This is a genomic window from Allomuricauda sp. MMSF_3307 (genome assembly GCF_030733585.1).
Taxonomy (GTDB): Bacteria; Bacteroidota; Bacteroidia; order Flavobacteriales; family Flavobacteriaceae; genus Flagellimonas.
The window spans coordinates 290,151-312,019 of the sequence record NZ_JASHIQ010000002.1 but is presented as its reverse complement, the minus strand read 5'-3'; the positions used below and the strand labels follow the sequence as shown (position 1 = coordinate 312,019).

At 43.3% G+C, this 21,869-nt stretch carries 14 protein-coding genes; 9 read left to right on the top strand and 5 right to left on the bottom strand.

Annotation, left to right across the window (positions count from 1 at the left end):
- Positions 1 to 250: 250 nt before the first annotated feature.
- Both RBB12_RS05780 and RBB12_RS05775 read right to left on the bottom strand, forming a co-directional pair.
- The gene (locus tag RBB12_RS05780; RefSeq protein ID WP_119618892.1) at positions 251 to 1,090 is read right to left on the bottom strand and encodes an RteC domain-containing protein; all 840 of its coding nucleotides are present in this window, start codon (positions 1,088 to 1,090) and stop codon (positions 251 to 253) included.
- A gap of 12 nt (positions 1,091 to 1,102) precedes the next feature.
- Entirely contained in the window at positions 1,103 to 3,508 is a 2,406-nt protein-coding gene (locus RBB12_RS05775) for an aminotransferase class I/II-fold pyridoxal phosphate-dependent enzyme (RefSeq protein ID WP_306013270.1), read from the bottom strand.
- Between the two features lie 198 nt (positions 3,509 to 3,706).
- On the opposite strand from RBB12_RS05775, the gene RBB12_RS05770 reads away from it, so the two are divergent.
- From RBB12_RS05770 to RBB12_RS05755, 4 genes are all read left to right on the top strand, one after another.
- On the top strand, positions 3,707 to 4,093 hold the full coding sequence (locus RBB12_RS05770) for a hypothetical protein (RefSeq protein ID WP_036379027.1): 387 nt from the start codon (positions 3,707 to 3,709) through the stop codon (positions 4,091 to 4,093).
- Positions 4,094 to 4,111: 18 nt separating this feature from the next.
- The gene (locus RBB12_RS05765; protein ID WP_081894154.1) at positions 4,112 to 5,038 is read left to right on the top strand and encodes a helix-turn-helix domain-containing protein; all 927 of its coding nucleotides are present in this window, start codon (positions 4,112 to 4,114) and stop codon (positions 5,036 to 5,038) included.
- A 96-nt stretch (positions 5,039 to 5,134) separates the two neighbouring features.
- The gene (locus RBB12_RS05760) at positions 5,135 to 5,587 is read left to right on the top strand and encodes a MauE/DoxX family redox-associated membrane protein (protein WP_036379029.1); all 453 of its coding nucleotides are present in this window, start codon (positions 5,135 to 5,137) and stop codon (positions 5,585 to 5,587) included.
- A gap of 52 nt (positions 5,588 to 5,639) precedes the next feature.
- Positions 5,640 to 5,891 (top strand): DUF6520 family protein, encoded by a 252-nt coding sequence (locus tag RBB12_RS05755; protein ID WP_036379030.1) that lies wholly within the window; start codon positions 5,640 to 5,642, stop codon positions 5,889 to 5,891.
- A 118-nt stretch (positions 5,892 to 6,009) separates the two neighbouring features.
- Here RBB12_RS05755 and RBB12_RS05750 read toward each other — a convergent pair whose 3' ends face one another.
- The 3 genes from RBB12_RS05750 to RBB12_RS05740 are packed head-to-tail and all read right to left on the bottom strand — an operon-like array spanning position 6,010 to position 12,868.
- Complete coding sequence (locus RBB12_RS05750; RefSeq protein ID WP_306013271.1) at positions 6,010 to 8,397, bottom strand: zinc-dependent metalloprotease; 2,388 nt, start codon at positions 8,395 to 8,397, stop codon at positions 6,010 to 6,012.
- Positions 8,384 to 9,820 carry a RagB/SusD family nutrient uptake outer membrane protein gene (locus RBB12_RS05745; RefSeq protein WP_051947124.1) on the bottom strand — a complete coding sequence of 479 codons (1,437 nt, stop codon included), beginning with the start codon at positions 9,818 to 9,820 and terminating at the stop codon, positions 8,384 to 8,386. Before RBB12_RS05745 ends, RBB12_RS05750 begins: the two co-directional genes overlap by 14 nt.
- A gap of 15 nt (positions 9,821 to 9,835) precedes the next feature.
- Positions 9,836 to 12,868 (bottom strand): SusC/RagA family TonB-linked outer membrane protein, encoded by a 3,033-nt coding sequence (locus tag RBB12_RS05740; protein WP_036379033.1) that lies wholly within the window; start codon positions 12,866 to 12,868, stop codon positions 9,836 to 9,838.
- A gap of 735 nt (positions 12,869 to 13,603) precedes the next feature.
- Here RBB12_RS05740 and RBB12_RS05735 point away from each other — a divergent pair.
- The 5 genes from RBB12_RS05735 (at position 13,604) to RBB12_RS05715 (ending at position 21,867) form a co-directional block, all read left to right on the top strand.
- On the top strand, positions 13,604 to 14,035 hold the full coding sequence (locus RBB12_RS05735) for a helix-turn-helix domain-containing protein (protein WP_051947125.1): 432 nt from the start codon (positions 13,604 to 13,606) through the stop codon (positions 14,033 to 14,035).
- A 224-nt stretch (positions 14,036 to 14,259) separates the two neighbouring features.
- Positions 14,260 to 14,748, top strand: a complete 489-nt coding sequence (locus RBB12_RS05730; protein WP_036379034.1) for a hypothetical protein — start codon at positions 14,260 to 14,262, stop codon at positions 14,746 to 14,748.
- Positions 14,749 to 15,029: 281 nt separating this feature from the next.
- Positions 15,030 to 15,638, top strand: a complete 609-nt coding sequence (locus tag RBB12_RS05725) for a hypothetical protein (RefSeq protein ID WP_036379035.1) — start codon at positions 15,030 to 15,032, stop codon at positions 15,636 to 15,638.
- A 22-nt stretch (positions 15,639 to 15,660) separates the two neighbouring features.
- The gene (locus RBB12_RS05720) at positions 15,661 to 19,902 is read left to right on the top strand and encodes an NACHT domain-containing protein (RefSeq protein ID WP_306013272.1); all 4,242 of its coding nucleotides are present in this window, start codon (positions 15,661 to 15,663) and stop codon (positions 19,900 to 19,902) included.
- 159 nt (positions 19,903 to 20,061) lie between these two features.
- Complete coding sequence (locus tag RBB12_RS05715; RefSeq protein ID WP_036379038.1) at positions 20,062 to 21,867, top strand: ATP-dependent nuclease; 1,806 nt, start codon at positions 20,062 to 20,064, stop codon at positions 21,865 to 21,867.
- Positions 21,868 to 21,869 lie beyond the last annotated feature (2 nt).

Below are 21,869 nucleotides of genomic sequence, written 5' to 3'. Positions count from 1 at the left end.
GATTTTCATGTCATTTGGTGACCCATCCACTGATTTGACTTTCTGGGACAAAACTCAAAAACAAAATTGAAAAAACTTCCCAAGTTGGTACCAAGGTGGGTGTTTTTTTCAATGCATAGGATTTGATGGTATTTGGTTGAATTTGACCTTTGTAAACCTATTGAAAACCTCAGAAAACCCATAATCCTGGCACTATGGCCCATCAAAATGCAAATTCCCAAGTTGGTACCAACTTGGGAAAAACTAAAACTCATTCATCCAGGGAATCCATCCGTTGGTTGAGCATCTCAATGAGCTTGTCCAAAAAGCGGGTCTTACTGGTCTTTCGGGACCGGATATCAATAAAAGTGTGGTAGTAGTTACCGAGGTCCACATTGTAAAAATGTTCAAAATGCGAGGCCAACTCCTTGATGTCCGTGGTACCGCTATTGATGCATTTGCTGGATTGGAGTGCATATAAAAGTTCGATCAAATCGGTCTTGTTTCCGGTCCAGAAGAGTTTTGAAGGTTTTTCCATGGTCATGTTCTTTTGGGGTTCTAAATTGTTTTGTAGGTCATCCACCTCCTTTCTCAGGTACACGATGAGCATGTCATAGGCCATAATCGTGGCCACGGTACCATCCTGACAGGTGGAAAACTGGTCATCGATCAAAAAGTGGAAGGATTCAAGGGGAAGCCTTAGATCTCGGTTCCCCCTAACAAAATATTGTTCGTCCAGGGACATCGCCCCACGACGGTAATAATTATAAAACTCCAGATTATCGTTAAAAAAGGTCTGGAACTTGTCAATCTGAAGTTGTAGGTACTTGATCTGTGCCGTATCATTTCCCCTAGGCCGCTTGCTCTCGATATTGAACAATTTTACATAATAGATCAGCTTACTAAAAATTTGGGGTTTGACATGCTTAAAGAAGTAGATTTCGTCTGCTTGGGTATCAAAGGTCTTGCCCGTAATCTGTTTTTGTAGTTTTCGGATGCTCTTCTCCACAAGTACGATTCCCTTTTCCGCTTTGAAAAGGATATCCCCGTTCCCGCTTTCCAACGAATCCAATTGGCCTTCAAATTCTGATAGCAGCTTTTGGTATTTCATGACGATTTTCCATTAATGCTGGCCTTCCATGATTCCGAGCAATTCCAGGATGAAATTGTCATTGGTCTGGAGATAGGCATATTTTTTCTCTACCGTTGCACCGAGTTTCCGTTTCTCAAAGGCAGCGGTCAACCCAAAATCGATTTTGGGAATGCCCAATCCAATGGCCCGTTCAATGGTCCGGTAGAGCAACTGGCGATAAATGGCAAACTCTTCCAGACCGTCATAATCCATACCCACAAAGGCCGGCACATAGACTTGCTTCAAGTTGGTATAGCAGAACATTACACCCACTATCTTTTCAGGTTGGTATAATGAACAAAGGACAATAAACTCCCACAAATGGTTTTCGTTCATCTTTTCAAACAGGGAGTCCGGAAAGGAAAAGGTATTGAGCCCCAAATTTCTGGACTGTACTTCCCCGAACAAGGATTTGACCTGTTCAATTTGATTTGTTGACATGGATGGGAGAACAACTGTCTTTGCCCTATCGAGATAGGGTTGGACATCCTTTCGAAAATGTCTTCTGTTTCTGGAGGACAATCTTTGCAAATAATCTTCCATGGAATCCACCTCGTCCAGGACAACATAACAGGAGTTGGGCATTTGCACCCTTAAAAATCCCTGCCCGTAAAGCGGTTCGTTCCATGAAGTATCTTCACCAAAGTCACGTAACACGGTCATTTTGGCTCCAAACTGCTGTTCCAGTTTTTCCATGGTTGCCAATAGCTTGTCCCTGGCCTCCTTGCCCAACCTATGTGATGCATTCCAATACAGGTGATCACCTTCAGTGAACAGACAACCGAGGGACAGGACCATGGATGACAAATGGTAGGGATTTGTTTTCCTTTCCTCCTCAATGGCAGCAGAAATTTGTGCTTGTGCCAACATATCATCCTTCCAAAGGGAAAGCGTCACAAAGGTCATCAATACTGGTACCCCATCAGCATCCTTGATGACCACATATCGAAACAACCAATTATGTTCCTTTCTTGGGTTACCCTGGAATACCTCTTCCAAAAACTTCAGCCCCTCCCAATCGTAAACCCCCTGCCCACCTAAACTTTGGTTCCATTCTTCCTTTTCAACTTGATCAATGGTATCGAATACTTCAACGGTAAGTTCAGAGGATACTTTCGGTCCACTTAGGGTCCTTGGTTCCATTTTAAAGGCGTGGAATACCCTTTGGGCATCTGTCTGGGTATCTTCCAATGCCTTTGGAAAATGATATTCCATGGCGTCCACCAATGCTTTGATTTCCTCTTTTTGGTTATGCCTTGAAATCGTAATCCTTACACCTGTATTCTTTACAGGTACTGCTGGAAAGATACCGAGATTGACAAAGAAGCCCTCCCCCATCAAACGGTTCACAAAATTGTACCCGGTCTTGGGCATACCGGTCCCGATATAGAACACCGGTGATTCATTTCTATCGATCAAGGGAAGTTCCGTTATCAAAAGGCAATCATTGAAATAATCGATACGTTCCCTCAATTCTTGTTGAAGCACATAAATCTCCGGGGATAGATGGATTTGTGCCGAGGCCATGGCAGCAGCTACCGAGGCTGGTTCCAATTGGGCAGAAAAGGTCAACGGTCCACCAAAGGTCTTGATCTTATCATATAGTTGTGGGTTGGAACAGGCCAATACTGCACCACTGGCCCCAAAAGTCTTGCTCAGGGTACCGAAGAGCAATACATTTTCGGGCAATTCCCCCAATTGGTCCAACACATATCCGGTACCATTCCTTCCCACCCAACTCATGCCATGAACATCATCGAAATAAAAATGCAATTGGGAATATTTCTTTGCCAACCCCATCAGTTCCTTAACCGGGGCATAATCCCCGTACATGGAATAAATGCCATCGGCCATATACCAAATCCTGCCTTTGGAATGTTGGTACTTTTTGATCTTGTCCTCCAACATTTCCAAATGGTTATGCCGGATCATTTCGATGGGAACACTCCGGGTCTTTAGCATTTTGGCCGCATTCTGTACACTCCAATGGACCTGGTGGTCCAGAATGATTACGTCGTCATCGTCCACGGCACTTGGAATGACACCTAAGTGCCCAAGGCTACTGTTTTTGGTAATGACAATGGGATAGCCATACATTTCGGAAATCGAGTTTTCCAATTCCTCATACAACGGATTGGAGATATAGGACTTGGATAAGGGAAATTGCGTCCCATAGCTATCAATGGCCTCCTTGGCGGCCTTTTTCAATCTGGGATCCAGTTCCAACCCTAAATAACCCGTGGTCCCAAAATGGTACAGTTCCCTTCCGCCAACTTCTATCGTCCTTCCCGAAAAAGACTTTCCGCCGGCATAAAGGTGCAATACCCCAGCTTGTTTTGCATCAGTGAATACCTCATGTACAGTGTTCAAAAAATTGTGGTGTTTGATCTTGGCCATTTTATTTGATATTATTTGTGATAAAAAGAAACGGATTTTGTAAGTTGATATAGCATACACATACTATTTAATCCCTTTCAGATAACAAATACTCCTTTTCAGATAACCAAAATCCTTTTATTAACGTCAATAGCTCTCCTGTAAAAAAATCAATTGCAGTAATTTTGTAAATTGATTGCGCTAACCAGTTTTCCGGAGATGAAAAAAACACATGAAAACAGCTATGCCATATATCTGTTGACTGATGATCTTTTACATATTATCTACAAGAAAGTGCCGTGTATCAACCGTAAGGCGGCACAACTCATAGTCAAGGATCGGATGGAATTACAAGAAGGTAAATCGATGCCGGTGCTATGCGATATACGGGAAGTCAGAAATATCGATAAGGCCGCAAGGGACTATTTGGCTTTGGAAGGTTCCCTTTGGATCGAGAAACTGGCCTTTTTGATCGATCCACCGGTTACGGATATGATCAGCTCCATTTATTTGGACACCCATTCCCAGAAAGTGCCTACACGATCCTTTACCAGAAAAGCGGAGGCCTTGGCCTATTTGGGCATTAAGGAAACCGATGAAAACTAACCAATTTAATGAAAGGATATGCCGAACAGCGATGACTTTAGGGTAAAACGGATACAAAAGATGCTCTTGGAAATGGCCAAGGGCAATTTCTTCTATTCCATTGAGCCTTCCGATAAAAATGACAATATTGCTTCTTTGGTGGTCATGTTGAACATGGTCAATGAGGAAATAGGGGCGGCCTTTATCCATCAGGGTTTTGCAAACGCACACAACACCCCACAATGTGTCATCCAACTATCCATGATCTTAGATGGGAATGGTCACATTGAATTGCTCACCAATGGCACCTGCTCCCTATTGTCCTATCCCCCTAAGGATCTTTTCGGAAAACATATCTCTGAATTCATGACGGAAAGGTCCCGTGAAAGATGGAACAAGAAGATGTCAAAACATTTGAAACGGGAGCGGTCTGAAACGGTATTGTTCCTGGAATTCATTACCAACGATGGTCTTTTGCTGGCCAAGGATTGCCAAATATCGGTGTACCAGGCCTTGGATGGGAGCGGTCAAAAAACCCTGTTGAACTCCGTATTCTTTTCCAAGGGGGAACCTTTTGAAACAGGGCTGCCCAAAAATAAACTCAAAGTGACCAAGGGCATCAAGGAGCATAAGGTCACATTGACGCCAGAGGATATCCAAATCATCAGGGACGTCCATGATATGATCATCAACAATCTGGACAAGGATCTTCCCACCTTGCAGGATCTTGCCCGTCAGAAGGGCACCAACGAGTACAAACTGAAATATGGCTTCAAACAGATCTATGGTACGACCATTTTTAGATTTCTGATCAGGGAACGTCTTCGAATGGCAAGGACCCTAATCCAGCACAGCACCCTGACGATAAAGCAAATCATCCAAATGACCGGCTTTAAGAGCAAGACCCATTTTTCAAGGGCATTCAAGGACAAATATGGACTATCCCCTACTGATTTAAGGTCATAAAATCCTTAATATCATGCATTTACTCCGTTTCAGATAACAAATACTCCCTTAGGGATACATCAGACTCCCGAACTTTGTCATATCAAATCAAAGGATATGTCTCACAAAGGAATCTACTCCAAACTTATTACCCTGTTCAGCCTTTTGTTGACCCTACTGTTCGTTTATACTGCGGTCAGCAAATTGATGCATTTGGATACCTTTCAATTGAGGGTGGAGCGTATGCCCTACATTGCATCCTATGCCACAGTGATCTCATGGGCCGTGCCCTTTGTGGAGCTGGTGATCGCAGGCCTATTGTGGTTCGCAAGATACCGCACACTTGCCCTGTATGCCAGCTTGGTCTTATTGGGTTCATTCACCATCTATATCAGTATAGTTCTAAAATACAGTGAGTCCATCCCTTGCTCCTGTGGCGGGGTCATTTCAACCTTGGGGTGGACGGACCATATTTTGTTCAATATCACTTTTATGTTCATGGCCTTGTTGGGAATCATTTGTAACAACAAACAGAATATCATGCAATCGCATCAAAATACTGTGCAGTAGGGGAAGCCGAAAACCTAGAAAAGAGTAGGCATTAACGTTTATACTTAGTATTATGAAATCTAATTTTTTAAAACTTGTTTTACCGGCCTTCGCCATCCTTTTGGCGGTCGGCCTGGCATTTGCAACTGAGGATAGGGCTGTCTTTCAAGATGGTCACTATTATGACACCGCTGAGCAGGAATGGCGATCCATTCCCGCCGAAGGCTGTGGTGAAACCGGGAATACCCTTTGTAAACATCTTGGTTATCAATTGTATTCCATGCCAAGCTTTGGCAGCACGCCTTTGCGCAAAAATGTGCCATAATCGGTTTTCTGATTCAATTAAAAGGTGCCTTTTCCAAGGCACCTTTTTCACTAATTCAACAAACTTCCACAAACATTAGGGCAATTCTCCCAGTTCATGAAATTCCTTCAGACCTTAGCTACATCCCATATATTTTTTCCAGACATCTTTCCCAATGGGCCATACTGACATCATCCCAATTTCTTTTCATTCCATTTTGGATAGTCTTTTTCAACCCTTTCAATTGCATCCTAAACTGAGCCACTACATAATCAGAATGGAAAAAAAAACGCTCCTCGGAATTTGGCCCATGTCCCTTCTGTTGCACAAATCTGACCAAAAGGTCAATATATAATATCTGTATCGTTTGCCTTTGACTTTCTACAGGGGCATAGTTATATTGCAGTTCCCTGAACAGGCCGGATTGTAGTTGGTCCAAGTAATTTTGGACCATATTTTCAGAAGCAGAACTGCTTTCCATGAATTCTAAACGCCTCAATCGGGGAGCCATGACCAATTCAGACAAGAGCCTTTGTTGATAGCCCAAGATATAATCAGGAAAAGTAGAGTACATTGTCTTTGAATAAAAGCTTGGTTGGGTCAACCATTTAGGTGGATCAAAAGCATTGGCAAGTAGAAACTCCATTGCTTCTGATTGTTTTTCCCAAGGTATCGGCGTGTACATTTGCCCTTGTTGACCCAAGGGTTTATACTGGATATCATATCCCCCGATCAGTGTCGAAACATGGACCATATGGTTGTACCATAGTTCCAACGTTTTTTCATGCAAACGACCCAATCGTGCATTGTCTTTCTGATCTAGGGTTACTTTGGGCAATAGGGAGATCACCCTTTCCAAGTTTTTCAAGGCCAATCCGGTACTACGAACGGGATCATTGGTTTCGACCACCTCACTGGAAGTCGCGGGGCCAATGGATTCAAAAATGGCATTGTTGAACCGGTACCAAGGAACGGAATCCTGCCACCGTATCATTTTCTCCAAGGCCATACTTTCCCCTTTCCCTGAAATGTCCTTGGGAAACTCCGTATAGGCCCATTGGATATTGTACCTATCCGTCGGACCTACCCTTTGGACCAAAAGGTCAGGTGGAACACTGTCCTCTGGTTGGGGAAGGTTCGAAGATCTGGCATAGTTCATAATGCTTGGTGTGTGACCCATATTCCGTAACCACACACTATCTTTCATTTTCTCCCATGGATAACTGAACTCTCCATAATTGGCATCCTTGAGTCCGAAAACATGGCCCGCCTCATGTGCCACTATCACTTGGAAGAGGGAGCCGACAAGTTCATCGGGAAATGGGAATTGTCGGGCCCTTTGATCCAAAGGCACTGAACGGACAAAATAGCGTTCCATTACGGTCCGTTCCGAGGCACTTATAAAGATATCCCCCCGCAAAATCTCACCTGTCCTGAGATCGACGATTTTGGCAGCCGTACCCCCATAGTCCCCGTATTCCGAACCCCTTATATCATTGATCCCGGACCAGTACACGATATTGGAATGGATGCTATGTGCCGTCCATTCATCCAAAGTATCCAATTCCTTGACCACCAATGCATCCTTGAATCCTGCCGACTCAAAAGCAGGCAACCATTCTTCAATACCCGCCTTGATATAGGGCCTCCATTTTTTGGGAATGTCAGGTGACAATAAAAAGTTAATTGGATTGATGGGCACACTGACCTCTTGGTCTTGAAACCTTTTCTCCAAACGCCATCTGGAAATATTGGCCAATCCATTTCTTAATTGGAGATGCATGCCCGAGGACTCCTCATTGTAAAACCCCATCCGATAGTCGAACCTTCTGGCCTTCATCGGGTCAGGTAAAACGGTAAATCCGAAGAATATGGGCACCGATACTTTGAAACCTCCCTTGACCAGTCCCCTACGGGTCTTGATGATCACTTCGTCGTCCAAATCCTTTGCCCCCATCAGCATGGTAATCTCCGGCACCAGTTCCTCGGCAAATCCAGGTTCCCATTCTATTCTTTGCTGCAACACCAAGGATGTGATGTTTACCCTATACGACCCTGGTTCTCCCTTGTCCTTTTTCAAAGGAAAAATGGCCAGGATATTATCCGTAATGGTGAGATTTGGTGCGACGGGCAAGGTAATACCTGTTGTTGAGCGGACACTCGGAACCTTCAACAACATCCGATCCCCTTGCAAGGACCAGATAACCTGTAAAAACCTCCGATGGCTTCCTTGATCGTACCGGACGAAAAGAAGTCGTCTACCCAAGACTTCTTTTGGCACATCCAGAAAAAGTTCGCCGTCAACCACTGAAGTGGTCAGAAAAGGATGGTTCATTTTTGGTCCTGCGTTCCGAATCCCAGATACCTGAACTGTATCGCAATGCTTTACCAAAGCCATACTTGGGAGTGTTGAAACAAAAATCCAAACAATAAGTTGTACCATCCTCATGATCATATAGGGATAGTTTCGTTTTCGCAGCTGCGGAACACCCAAACGATCTTTGCAGGTAACATCAATAGCCATCATTCTGCGGCAATAAATTGGGATTGGCCTCCAGCTCAGACTCGGGAAGGGGCAGCAGCACATCCGTTGACTGCCAATTGGGTTTGAGGGCACCCATAACTTCTTCGGTCAACCCGGTCCGTCCAAGATCAAACCAACGCAAACCCTGTTCAGTGAACAGTTCCCGTCTTCGTTCTAGGACAATGGCATCCAGTAAATCGTCAGTTGTACTGATATTCACATCGGGTAAACCGGCCCGGTTCCGTATTGCATTGAGGTCCGCTCGCGACCCGACCATATCCCCCATATGTGCCCGGGCCTCTGCCCTGATCAATACCTGCTCCGCCAATCGCATAAGTATGGAATATTCTAGGGATTCCATCTCATTGATATCGGCTTTGTACTTGTGTGCAAAGTAAAGGGTAATGGTGTTGTCCACATCTGACATACTACCCATCCAATGGTCCCTTCTCAAATCATCCGCTTCAAAGGCCATCAAAAAATCCGCTGTCAAGGCATAGGACTGTCCGGGAATGGACCGAATGATCAACTGCTCCCCTTCCCTTGTGTTCAACGGGAATTCGGTATCGGCCTTGAGTTGCCATATGGTTTCTTGGGAATCCTTAAGGAACACTCGGTCAAGATCATTTTCCAAGGAATAGGAATCGATAAGTTCCGTGGCCAAGGATGCCGCCATTTCCCAATTTTCTTCATGGAGGTACATCCGAGCCAACAAAGCCTTGACCACATCCCCATCCGGGACTACCCTTTCACTTGACACAAAATCAACACTTTCCAAGGCATCCAGTGCTTCGGAGAGATCCCGAATGATATAAGCATAGACCTCGGTTGTTGGGATTCGGGACACCCTACCGTTTTCCAGATAGTCCGTGGAAGTGATATACGGCACATCCCCAAAGGCAAGTACCAATTGACTATGCAAGTAGGCACGGATGAACAAAGCTTGCCCCTTGAATTCATTCTTTTCATCCTTGGTCAGTCCATTGGATGCATCCACCCCATTGATTATATCATTAGCACTATAGATCAAGTGGTAAGTATGGCGCCACCAATTGGCAATAATACCATTGGCCGCAGCTACTTCACCCTGGTAGAATTGGATCAAATCGGCTCCAAAACCATAGTAGTCCAATTCATCAGCGTATATGCCCAGTACTGGGGTCACCCCTGTGGTTCCCGAAACCATTCCCTGTTCCCGCATCCCAAAATAAAGATTGGCAAGGGCGGATTCCACTGTGGACGGGTCATCGAACACGGTCTCCCATACCAAGGTGTTCCTTGGTGGATCTACTTCTACAAAATCGGCACAACCCATCATGTTCATAACCAAGATCAATAGGAACGTCCATGGAGTTCCAAATGGCGCTCCAATCGCGGATATTCCCTGGCCTATATTCTCAAATGCTGTATCGTTCAAACGTTTCATATTAAGGGTTTAAGGTTAAAAACTAAGTTGGAGTCCAAGGGTCATCTGGCGTAAGGCGGGCAAACGTGTATTGGTCGGCTGTTCGGGATCCGGTCCCTTATACCCCGTAATGGTCCAGAGATTCTGGCCTTGGAGGTATACGTTGATGTCAAGCCCCTCCTTTATGTCGGGAATCTTGTAATTCAATGAAATATTCCTCAAACGGATGAATGAAGCATCCGAAACTGCAGCATTGCTTTGCTGTTGGTACTGGTCCAGATCCCCGATAGGCACCAAGCCACTATAGGCCCTAGAAAAGGGCACCAGGTCTCCAGGCTGCTGCCAACGATCGTACATTTCCTTGGGGGCATTACCCTTTAGGCCCGGGACGGTCCCAAACAGTAGATTATTCAACGCCTTTTGCTTTTTGAACTGAAAGAAGACATCCAAGGTAAAGTTCCCCATGCTTAAGGTATTTCCCAACCCCCCATAAAACTTGGGGGCCAAGTCCTCGACCCATTCCCGGTCCTCCAGCCTGCTGATGATCCCATCCCCATTAAAGTCTTCGAAACCATACATCCCAGTTTCAGGGTCCACCCCTAGGGAATGGTACAGTTTCAGTATGGTCAGGGGCTCCCCTATGATATACCTATTGGCAAAGGTTGAGTTTTCAAGTCCATCAAATTCCACCAACCTATTTTTCGGAAGGGTCAGGTTCAGGGTGGTGGACCAATTGAATTTCCGCGATTGGACATTTACAGTCCGTATGTCCAATTCAATCCCGGTATTCTCAACTATGGCATCAAAATTTCCCGTCAGTTCCGAAAATCCCGTAGTGGCCGCCAATGGAATCCCGACCAACTGATTGGATGATCGGTTACGGTACCATGATGCATTGAGCAATATTCGGTCCTTGAAGAAACCCAATTCCAGGGCAGCCTCCAATTTCCTGTTCTCCTCCCAACCGAACAAGGGATTGAACAGTCCCGTAGGTTCAATGACCGTTACCCCATCATAATGGTCCCCGGTAACGGAATAGGTATCCAAGAATCGATAATCACCGACATTATCACTTCCCGTAGTGCCATAACTCGACCTTAACTTTCCATAGCTCAGAACAGAATTTTCACACCAAAGACCCTCCTCGGAGAAAAGCCAGGCCAATCCGACCGCACCAAAGTTTCCAAACTGTTTGCCCGGTCCAAATCGGGAAGATCCATCCCTTCGTCCGGTCAGGTTAATGAAATACCTATCCAAGAATTTAAGGTTGATACGCCCAAACACAGCATTATAGTTATATACATTGTCTGTATTGGAAAGGATATCCAGATTGTCCGCAGCGGCCATGTTAAGGATCAGTTCATTGTTGGGGAAGCCCCGACCCCGCAGAGCGAGCTGTTCCGTGGTCTCCTGCTGAAAGGTGGTACCCAAAAGGACGTCCAACGAAAATTGGTCCCATTGTTTCATCCAATTCAATTGGGGTTCCACAATCCATGATTCCCTTTTGGACACATTGGTCATCAGGTAGGAGTAATTTTGGGGTGTCAGTCCATATTGTGGGTTTCTTGACGAGGAGGGCATGGCCCTTTGGGCATCCAATCGATAGTTGGTAAAGCCCATGCTGGACTTCACTTCAAGATTGTCCAAGATCTTATAGGAGACCACTGCATTGGTGATGAGGGTATTGGAAACGACCATATATTTTTCCTCCAATGCAGCCATAGGGTTTTCCCATGTATTGCCTTCCCAGTTGATATTCCCTTCTGCATCATAGAGTGCAGGGGCATTGGGTTCCAAGGTATATGCCATGGTACTAAAATCCGTGCTGGGCAAATAATTATCCTCTTTGGCGTAAGAGGTCGAAAGGCTGACCCCAAACTTGCCATCCTCGGAACGATGGTTCAGGGAGGTATTCAAATTTGCCCTTTTGTATCTAAAATCCCCTGGAAAGACCGTGGTCTCCTTTTGATAGGCTCCACTGATCAAAAATTGGGTTTGTTCACTGCCACCGGAGAAAGAGAGTTGCGCATTGTTTCGGTATGCCGTGCCCCCGATAAGTACCTTTTGCCAATCGGTATATCGATTTTGGTCCCAAAGGGTCACATCAGGCCAAAAGAAATCCAACCCTGGATTGCCCAAAAGGTTATCAACCCCATCATTGATGATCCCCTCCCTGCGCAATTCCAAGTATTCCTTTGTTTTCATCAAGTCCATAAAATGGGATACCTGTCCAAGGGAAGTACTCAACCGGGCATCGAAGCGGGTCTTGCCCGCCCTGCCCTTCTTGGTGGTAATGAGCACCACACCATTGGCGCCACGGGACCCATAGATGGCCGTTGCATCAGCATCTTTCAGCACCTCTATGCTCTCAATATCATTGGGATTGATGGCATTGAGGGGACTAATGTTTCCGCCAACGATCGCGGTTGACAGACGGGCCGACCCCATCGATTGGGAACTAAAGGGTACACCATCCACAATGAACAACGGATCGGATGCCCCGTTGATGAAATTCCTGCCCCGGACCTCAATGGAGAACCCACCTCCGGGCACCCCTGTATCCTGAACAATATTGACTCCTGACATGTGTCCCTGCATGGCGGCCAAGGGATTGCCCACGGGCTGTTTATCGATGACCTCTGCCTTAATGGTGGCAATATTTCCGGTGCGTTCCTTTTCGGAAACTTTATAGTACCCTGCATTGAGCACCACTTCACCCAATACGGTAACATCCTCCTCCAAGGAAACAATAAGCTCTTCCCTATCCCCAATGGCCACTGAAAGGGTTTTGTAGCCCACCATGGAAAAGATAAGCACATCGGTAGGACCCGCATTGATAGAAAAGGAACCATCTAAATCTGAAATAGTTCCAATATTCTTGGATTCCACCACAAGGTTCACCCCGGCCAAGGGATTCCCTGAAGTATCGGTCACGGTGCCGGAAACAGTGGCCTGTGTTGGTTCCAAGACTTTGCCCGCCTGCATTGTGTTTGTAAAAAAGGGCATTAAAAAGACATATAGTGGCATGAACAGGGAAACCCTGTACATGCGTGATATTGATTTTTTCATAAATTGAGTTCGTTTGATTTCTTTGTTAATTGTTCATCACACTACCCAAAAAAGCCACGGGAAAGTCGTAACTTCCAGAAGGGCATCAAGGTTCGGGCAAAGGCCGTCCTGTCCAAAGGGCAAAAGCCCGTGGAAATGGATTCCTTAACCAAAAAAAGACCATGATTTCGTGCTGGGTCGGTTACCCAAAAAGTGTAGTCGTTGGTTGCGGGACTAAAAGATCTCGTGAACCGAAAAATCAGTGTAACGGGTATCCCACAACCCTAGCCTTGGGATTATACGGGGTTTTTTGGCTTTTTCTTAAACAAGATATCGAACACTGAGTGAGATGTCCCAAAAACAGGACAATCACACAGAGTGAACCCCACATAAAAAAGTTGCCAATTGTTTCCCATAACCTAGAAGGTTGGGCGATGCTTCGAAAATTTAAAGAAACCAAACGCTAAGAAAAAGTTGGGCGTGAAAACTCAACTTAACCGCTAGTGGTACTGGTATACCTTGCAGAGATAAGTGAGCTCACGCCCGGGTCGTGAGCAAATCTACTTATCATCCCTTCTGCAAAAAGTTACCAGTTTTCTAGCGAGAGATTCAAAGCGATAGCTTCAAATATTATCAATACGAAGAATCGCAAAAATAAATAATCAAGGCTAATATATAAAAAAATGTTCACGTAGTCATGTATATGTGAATAATGTTTTTCAAGTCCCGTGATTCACATACTTATATATATGCAAAATGAGAATAGAAATAATAATGTCACATATAGACTTCCATGTGATTGAAAGTATAAGAGAATTGAGGGTAAAATCAAACCCATATATAGATCAAGTAGAACTGGCACAACGCATAGGGGTATCTGAAGGTTATGTTGGGCAAATAGAAAACCCGAAGAGTAGAGCTAAATACAATATGAGAATGATGGCTAGAGCTGCAAAAGCGCTGAATTTAAGGTCATATCAAGATATTTTTCCCAAGGAGATTTTAAAAAACGATTTAGTAAAAATCAGACTTAAATTGCTTAAAATGGACACCAAAAAACATGAGGTTGATGAAAACGGAAATGTAAAAAAACGCTTTGAAGTTCTCTCAATCAAAAGTTTAACCAACCATGAAATTCTTCAATGGGAAAACGGTGAATTAGAATACATGACTATAATTGAAGAATAAATCTAAATTACTTTTTTGGTAACAAAATAAATGGAAATAAGATGGCAACTTAATCGAACAATGTTTGATTGAGAATTTGAAAGGGGAAATGTCTGCATAAAATTGGTAAAGTTTTACAAGCAGCCAAACTAATAAATATAGCCAATAAAGTCAAATATAATCGAATTCTGCGTATCATAGTTTTGCCTTTAATAATTAATATTTAGTTCTTCCTCAAAATACCAATGATTGAAAACATTAAATTTAAAGAAGCCTCGAAAAGAGAAATAACTCTCTACACCCTTTTGGGTGAATCTTTATGTGCCGTTCAAATATTGGAGGATGCTCTAAGTCACTCCATTGTCTTAAAAAAAACAGAGCCTGACCAAAGGAAAGAAGCAGACGATCTTTTAAAAAAACAACAGAAGTATACACTTGGCATGGCGATAAACATTATCAAAAAAGAATCTCTATTCTCTAAACCCTTGGAGTTGGAGTTGTCAAAACTTTTAACAGAAAGAAACTGGCTTATTCATAAGAGCACTACAGAGAATAAAGATGATTTAAAATCAGATTCATACTTTGAAAAACTTTATGAAAGAATAAAAGCGACAACAATAAAAGCTCACAAATTGCAGGTTTCAATTGAGCTCGATTTAATTGAGTATTCCGAAAAAAAAGGAATAGACATGACTAAAGTCAAAAACGAAATGAAAAAGTACTATGGGGCCTAATTTTTAAAAAATAAGAAACTCCTTTGGATGTGTTACATGTTCCAAAATGGAAGGAAAATTATAAGGGTCTATCCTGAAAGATCATCCACACAAATTACTTTCAAAATAACACTTTGCTTTAGTTGGTTCTCTTCTAAAACTTACATGATAAAGGAAAAATTCAGTATACATCTATCAGTCAACTATTTAGGCATGAGTTTTGAATAAATATTAACAATTTTACGGCTCCAAAGTCAAAAGAAGTATTTTAGTTGTTCTTTAAGTAATTGTATAATAACCCTATGGATGCCAAGTATCAAAATCCTCATATAGAGGATGCCCAATACGCAGCTAAAGCTTTTGTCAGTTGTAGTCTGCGAAAAGAGGACGAGCCGTTTGTTGAATTTGTGGAACGAATATTACTGCATTGCCAGATAAAGCCTATGGGCACTGTGGGGCGTCACTCCATTGCACCAGTTCCTATCGTGGAACAAATGAAGAAAAACATTCCACTGGCGGATTTTCTCGTTGTGGTAGCCACCCCACGATATGTACAAAGGGACATGGCCAATAGCTCAAAATCCCTATATGGACTCTCCGAAATGATCCATGTGGAGGCGGGAATGGCCTATATGTTAGGCAAACCTGTTGTTGTTTTTGTCAAGCAAGGGACGGCCGTAGGTAGTTTTTTGCCCAATGTCACACAATACATCACCTTGGATGGTACTGTCAGAAACCTTCAAGAGCAAGGGCACCAAATCAGCCAATTATTAAAGAATGCCGTTGAGCAGATACGGAAAGCCAAGGAAACCGAAGACCAGAAATCCTTTTGGAGAATGGTGCGAAATGGCTTGGCGATTGTAGGTGGAATAAAAGTGTTGGACTATATGACTCGGGAAGTGGAGGATTAAGCCTTCATTTGGTGTACAGAAAATGACGAAAGGAGGCAACAGTGGAAAATTATTTGAGGAACAGGCCAAAGTGTTCTTTTCAAGGATTTTCCAGCGATTGGGATACACCATATTAAAAGAACGCCCTCAATTTAGTGGTACACAGGATGGGTTCGACATACAGTTTATGGTCACAGATGGCATGACCGTGCGCAATATCTATGTGGAATGCAAGGATTACACTACCGACCCAGCTTTCGGGAATATCTATGCAAAGCTCCATGACTTGGAGACCTCGGGCTATTTGCTCAAAGAAAATGATATTGCAATATTCATTAGTCCAAGATCCAATTTTGGGAATCACAGAAATCCAGAAAAATCAGAGCGCACCTTTAATCGGAGCAAGTATCCCTTCAGGGTTTGTCTGTTCGAAAAGGCCCATGGTATTGATAAGCTTTTTGCATTGGAACCTGAAATCTATGAAGCCGTGTATGGCCATTCTCTGTCTTTTGAAATTGACGAAGAAAAAGAACTGGACAGGTTCAAAACACTCCTTTTTTATAAGACCAATGAAGAATTCACGATAGCTGCTGTCAGAAAAACCAGATTCATTACCCATCTGGTCAAGGAGGCACACTACATCCAGAGAGGGGTTACGCTTATCCAAGATCCTGAGACTGATGACAGACACCTATTCAATATCCTTAACAAAGAAGTCGCACTGTTTGGAATAAACGATGTGCTACACAACATTTTAACCGATGCGGTTTGTCCAGGATTGGTATTATTGGGCAATCCAGGTATGGGAAAGTCCATTGAACTCAAGGAACTGGCCATGGATTATTGGGAACATAGGGAAGAAAACCTGTGGATTCCATTTTACCGGTCCATCAATAGTTTCGGGAAACAAGATACCCTTGAAAATCATTTACCACCGAATTGGAAGGACATCCCACAATTGTTGGTCATTTTGGACGGTCTGGACGAAATTTCATATGGGCAGACCTTCCGCACCATGATTGAAAATTTCATTCAAAACCATGACGGTGAGACCACCGTCAAATTTGTCATCAGTTGCCGCACCAATATACATGAATCAACAATCAGGGACATCACCAATTTTAGATGCTGTACCTTGAACAGCCTGGATTTTAAGCATGCCCTTAAATACTTGGTCGACAAATATCAAATGCCCTCAGAGAGCGATTATTACCACGAAATTGCAGGTGTACAAAAGGAATTTTTCGAAAACCCCTATTATCTGAACCTATTGGGGGATTATTACCAAGAAAGCCAAAAGTTGCCCAGCAACAAGTCGGAGTTAATGGAACGTTATATAGCGAAAAGGCTACATGATGATGAAAAATCCAAGGGAAAGACACAAGATTTTGATCCAGGGAAAATACTACGAGCATGTAAAAAGGTGGCTTTTTCATTGGAAGCCATGCAAACCCGTAATATTTCGGGGGAGCAATTAACCATGTTATTACAGGAGACCAAACCCATTTTCGTCAACTCAGGATTTGCACAAAGGGTGGTCAATGCGGACAAATGGGAGTTTGAACACCGCAATCTCCAAGAGTTTTTTGTGGCGAAAACGCTCAGTAATTTTGAAGTGGACAAGATAATAGAATTCATAGCCTTGGACGATGCCAAACCAAAGACTCATCCTTCCTGGTTGAATTCGATTTCCTTTTTGCTCAACCTTTTAGACTCTAAATCAGATAAAATGGCCAGCCTGGTCAAGTGGTTGCAGGAAAATGATGCCATTGTTTTGTTCCAAGCGGACCGTTCAAGGATCAATGATGGTATACGCAAAGAGGTATTTCAAGATTACTTTATCAAGCGTTGCAAGGAACAGACGCTTTGGGTGAGAAAATATGACCAAGAAACCAAAGACGTGGCCAGGTTCGCAGATTCCGATGTTAACAGGAATTTTCTAATAAAGGAACTTAGTGATAAAGACAATCATAGGCGAACTCGTATTTCAGCAATGTTTCTGCTCTCTCAAATGGATACTGCCTTAATGGATGAGCGATTCAAAAAGGTTCTGTTTTGTTGTCTGCAAGCTTCATTAGAAGAGGTTGATATTGACTTCAAAGCGGAAATCCTCCATCTTATCCATGAAAAGGGCTACCACAGGTCAGAGGAATATCTTTCCAAATTGATTTCCACGGTTTCCCACATTGATCATGAACGTATTACCAGTATGTTGCTCAAGCTGATTTTGGAATCGGATGTTGACAAGCACATTGAATATATAAGGTCAATCACTGCTATTGTGGCCGGCGAGAAACAGCGGAAACACCAAACAAGGGAGAACTATATGACGAGCGAAAAAGGGTACTTCAGAAGTGCCCTTATAAATCTTGGACAAGCACGTAACCAAGTATATGCATTGCAGGTGTTTTTGGAACATGGGGATGACATACGATTGGAAAATAACGATTTAGCGAAGTTGACCCAAAAAATGGCCGAATCCTATGCGAATACCAAGGAAATGTATGGTTATACTATGGAGTGGTTGACAAAAGCCTTGGAGAATAGGCTGACAACTTATAGAAATGAGGAAGATTTGGCAGCATTTTTCAAAAAAACGGGAACAAATGACAAAGCCTTCATGGATATTTACCAATCCCCTCCGACCATGGAGAACAAAAGATACTTTTTGGCCTATCTGATTTCGGATAACACACTTCCCGTCCTCGTTGAAGATTACCAAAAAGGAACACTTGAAGCTAATGAATTGTATTTTTTCAGAAACGTTTTGAGCCAAGTGGATGTAGACCTTGCACTCAAGTTTGAAAAAAGGATTTTGGAAAGTACAGAGTATCGACTGAGGGAGGATTTCATAGATGTCGAGCTAAGAAAACTATGGGCGGATTACCATGAAACCAAAGAGCAAAGCTCCTTTGACCTTTTGTTTGATCGAAAAGGGCTCAAAAGACTTGCAGAAGACTATTTTGATTTAATTGGCAAGTCCAAATTGGATTGGGAGGACATGAGGGACCACAAGGAAAATTTCTGGGATGATCTAGAATTGCAAAAACGGTTCTTACCCACCTTCTTGGAAATTGTCAATGATGCCAGGCGACAGATAGGTAAAAGTATAACATTAGCAGATGTGCATAAATACGTCGATGACGAGCTTTATATCCTGTTCAAGATAAAAAGGGAATTGACCAATCAATCAAAAAAGAATATTGTTGAACGACCTGAGCATATTGCGTACCTTAAGAAGTGGTGCCTAAAGAATGAGAAAAATGGAGATTTCGAACATGCTTTGGGACGGTACCAATCCAAAAATTACCTAATCTGTGAGTACCTGTGGTTCTTTGGAAGACGCTATGATTTCAAATACCAAGAGTCTACCTATTTGGACATGCTCTGGGTCGATTATCATTTGGAAAAAGGTGGCGTGGTAGGGTACGACTATATTTTGGAGCAAGTGGATATCGATAAGATCAAGGCCAGGGTTATCAAAAATTTACATAATGGTTTGGAAGAGTTCATTGTTTTCATCAATCATGCAGAGTTCGCGCTATCTCATGGGTTGAGCGAAGTTTATTCACTGATTGGGGACTATCTGTTGGACCAAAGCCAAAACAGATATCGTCGTTGGAAATTGCTGGGGTCATATGTTGAGACCACAGGAGATGTGCAGTTGCTTCGGCACATTTTGGAAAATGAAGCCCCTGTAGAGGACGATAACAGTCTTTATTGGGATGCCACTGGTCACTTAATCAATTTAGGCCAGAAGGAAATCGTAATCAAAAAGACCATGGAGATATTAAAGAAAAATAAGGGGGGCATGGAAGGGTTGACCGCCATAAAGTATCTTATTAGGGCAGGTCATCCCAAGGCTCTTGCCTTTTTCAACAAGTGGCTTAGAGCTGGCAATAGGTACAATCGCAAGGAACATCGGTTTTTCAGCACTGTGGACTTTGGCGATTTTTATGCACCTGGAGCCATCAATGCACTATTGGAATTAATTGAACTATCGGTGTCTAAGGAGATCAAAGGGGATGATTTTTTTGACCCCATTCGCACCGTGTATGAAATCCTGAAATCGTTCTATGAAAATGCCAACCAGAAAGATTTCACCAAACTCCTTACGGGATTGGAAAACAGCAAACACCGATTGGCCCAAATATCAGGATTAGATCTGTTTTATATTCACGACATTATCAATGAAGCCAGGGATGCCTATTTCAAAATGCGGTCCAGACCAATGGCATTTGCTGAAATAGCTGAAAGAATTGATGCCTCCAAATATCTTATTTAGAACAAGAGGCTTTTCCTGCTTGATGCCGATGTAAACGAGCATTCCAATTCCTAAAAGGTGTATTTCCTCGAGGATTCCGCTACAATTAAAGTGAAAGCCAGCTATACTAAGGGAAAATTTGTAAGTTAAGAACTACATTTAATAGCTGAACTGACCAAAATGAAAATAAGCAAATTGCAGATTACCCATTTCAGGGGAATCCAGGAGGCCACCCTTTTCTTTAAGGACCATACCTTATTGGTGGGGAAAAATAATATTGGCAAATCCACCATATGCGAAGCCCTTGATCTAGTTTTGGGTCCAGACCGTCTCAACCGGATGGATGCCATCGATGAATATGATTTCTACAATGGGGATTATTATTATGAGGAAGGTGAAGCTCCAAAACAAATCCATATAGAGGTTATTCTCACCGACATTTCAATAGAGATGCAGGGCGTCTTTCGAAATCATATGGAATTTTGGCATCAAAAACGGCAAGAAATCCTTGATCAGGGGGAGATTGAAGCAACCGATGAAGAATTCGTTGAAATGTGCCTGCGGTTACAATTCATTGGTCAGTATGATCGGGATGAGGACGAGTTTTCGGCAAAAACCTACTTCTCGCATTCCCCCGATGAAGATGAAGGAGAGTTTAGAGAAGTCCCAAAACGCAGAAAAAGAGAAATAGGGTTTCTCTACCTCAGGGCATTAAGAACTGGAAGAAGGGCGTTGAGTCTGGAGCGGGGAACCCTTTTGGATATCCTACTTCGAATTGGTGAAATTCGGCCAAAATTTTGGGAGAAAACAAGGACCAGACTTGAAGAGCTAGACCCCCCTTTGGAGGAGAGCATCGGAGTTCTTAGGAAAGTACTCGATAACTTGGAGCTGCGTATAGGACAATATATTCCCCTTCCCAACGACGAAAAGGCTTCCACTCTTCATGTGTCCCAATTGACCAGGGACCATCTTCGAAGTACTCTATCTTTTTTTATGAAATCTTCGGGGGAGCAGAAACCGGTTCCATTCCAGAGATTGGGCACGGGAACACTCAGCACTATGGTCTTTGCAATGCTTTCCGCGATAGCAGAACTAAAGAAGGAAAACATCATATTCGCTATGGAAGAACCGGAAATAGCGGTGCCTCCCCATACACAACGACGAATCATTGAGTACTTGTTGGAACAGACCACTCAGGCATTTGTGACCTCCCATTCCCCATATGTAATAGAAATGTTCGACCCGGAGAACATCAAAATACTGAAAAAGGAAGAAGGCTCCAAGGTGACTGGTGTGGATATTACCTATGCCGGTTTAAAACCAAAGAACTATCGGAGAAAAATACGGCATTCCATAGCTGAGGTAATCTTGGGAAATGCTGTCATCGTTGGTGAAGGTCTGACTGAATTGGAAGTCTTGTCAGCTGCTGCAAAAATACTGGAGCAGGATCGGGACAATTTTCCATTCGATTTATCAGGAGTGACCATTTTTGAAGCTGAAGGTGATGGAAATATTACGGATTGGGGGAAGTTTTTCAAATCAATAGGACTTTCAACCTTTGCTTTTTTTGATAAGATGCAGCGCTCCGCCGACCAGATCCAAGAACTGAATGAAGCTTTTGACTTCTACAAGGAAATTGACCATAAGGCCATCGAGAAATTATTGGCGGACGAGGTGCCGGTAAGCATTCAATGGGCATTTCTACAAGAGCTCAAAGAAAATGGAGAGATTGCAAATGGACCACATCTCCCTGAAATGCAACCGGATGATGTCACAGTGGGAAAGTTATTGGATGAGGCATTGAGACAAAAGAAAGGGGAAAGGCGCTCGGCTTCTTTAGTGGAAAAGTGTACCATGGAAGAACTCCCCATTACAATTAAGACTTTCCTGGAAGAAATCTACCGTAAGTTCAAACAACCTGAGGAAGTGCCACTCATGGAATTTGAAGAGGAGGGGAATGGAGCCACAGAACCAGATGAGGAATAGCC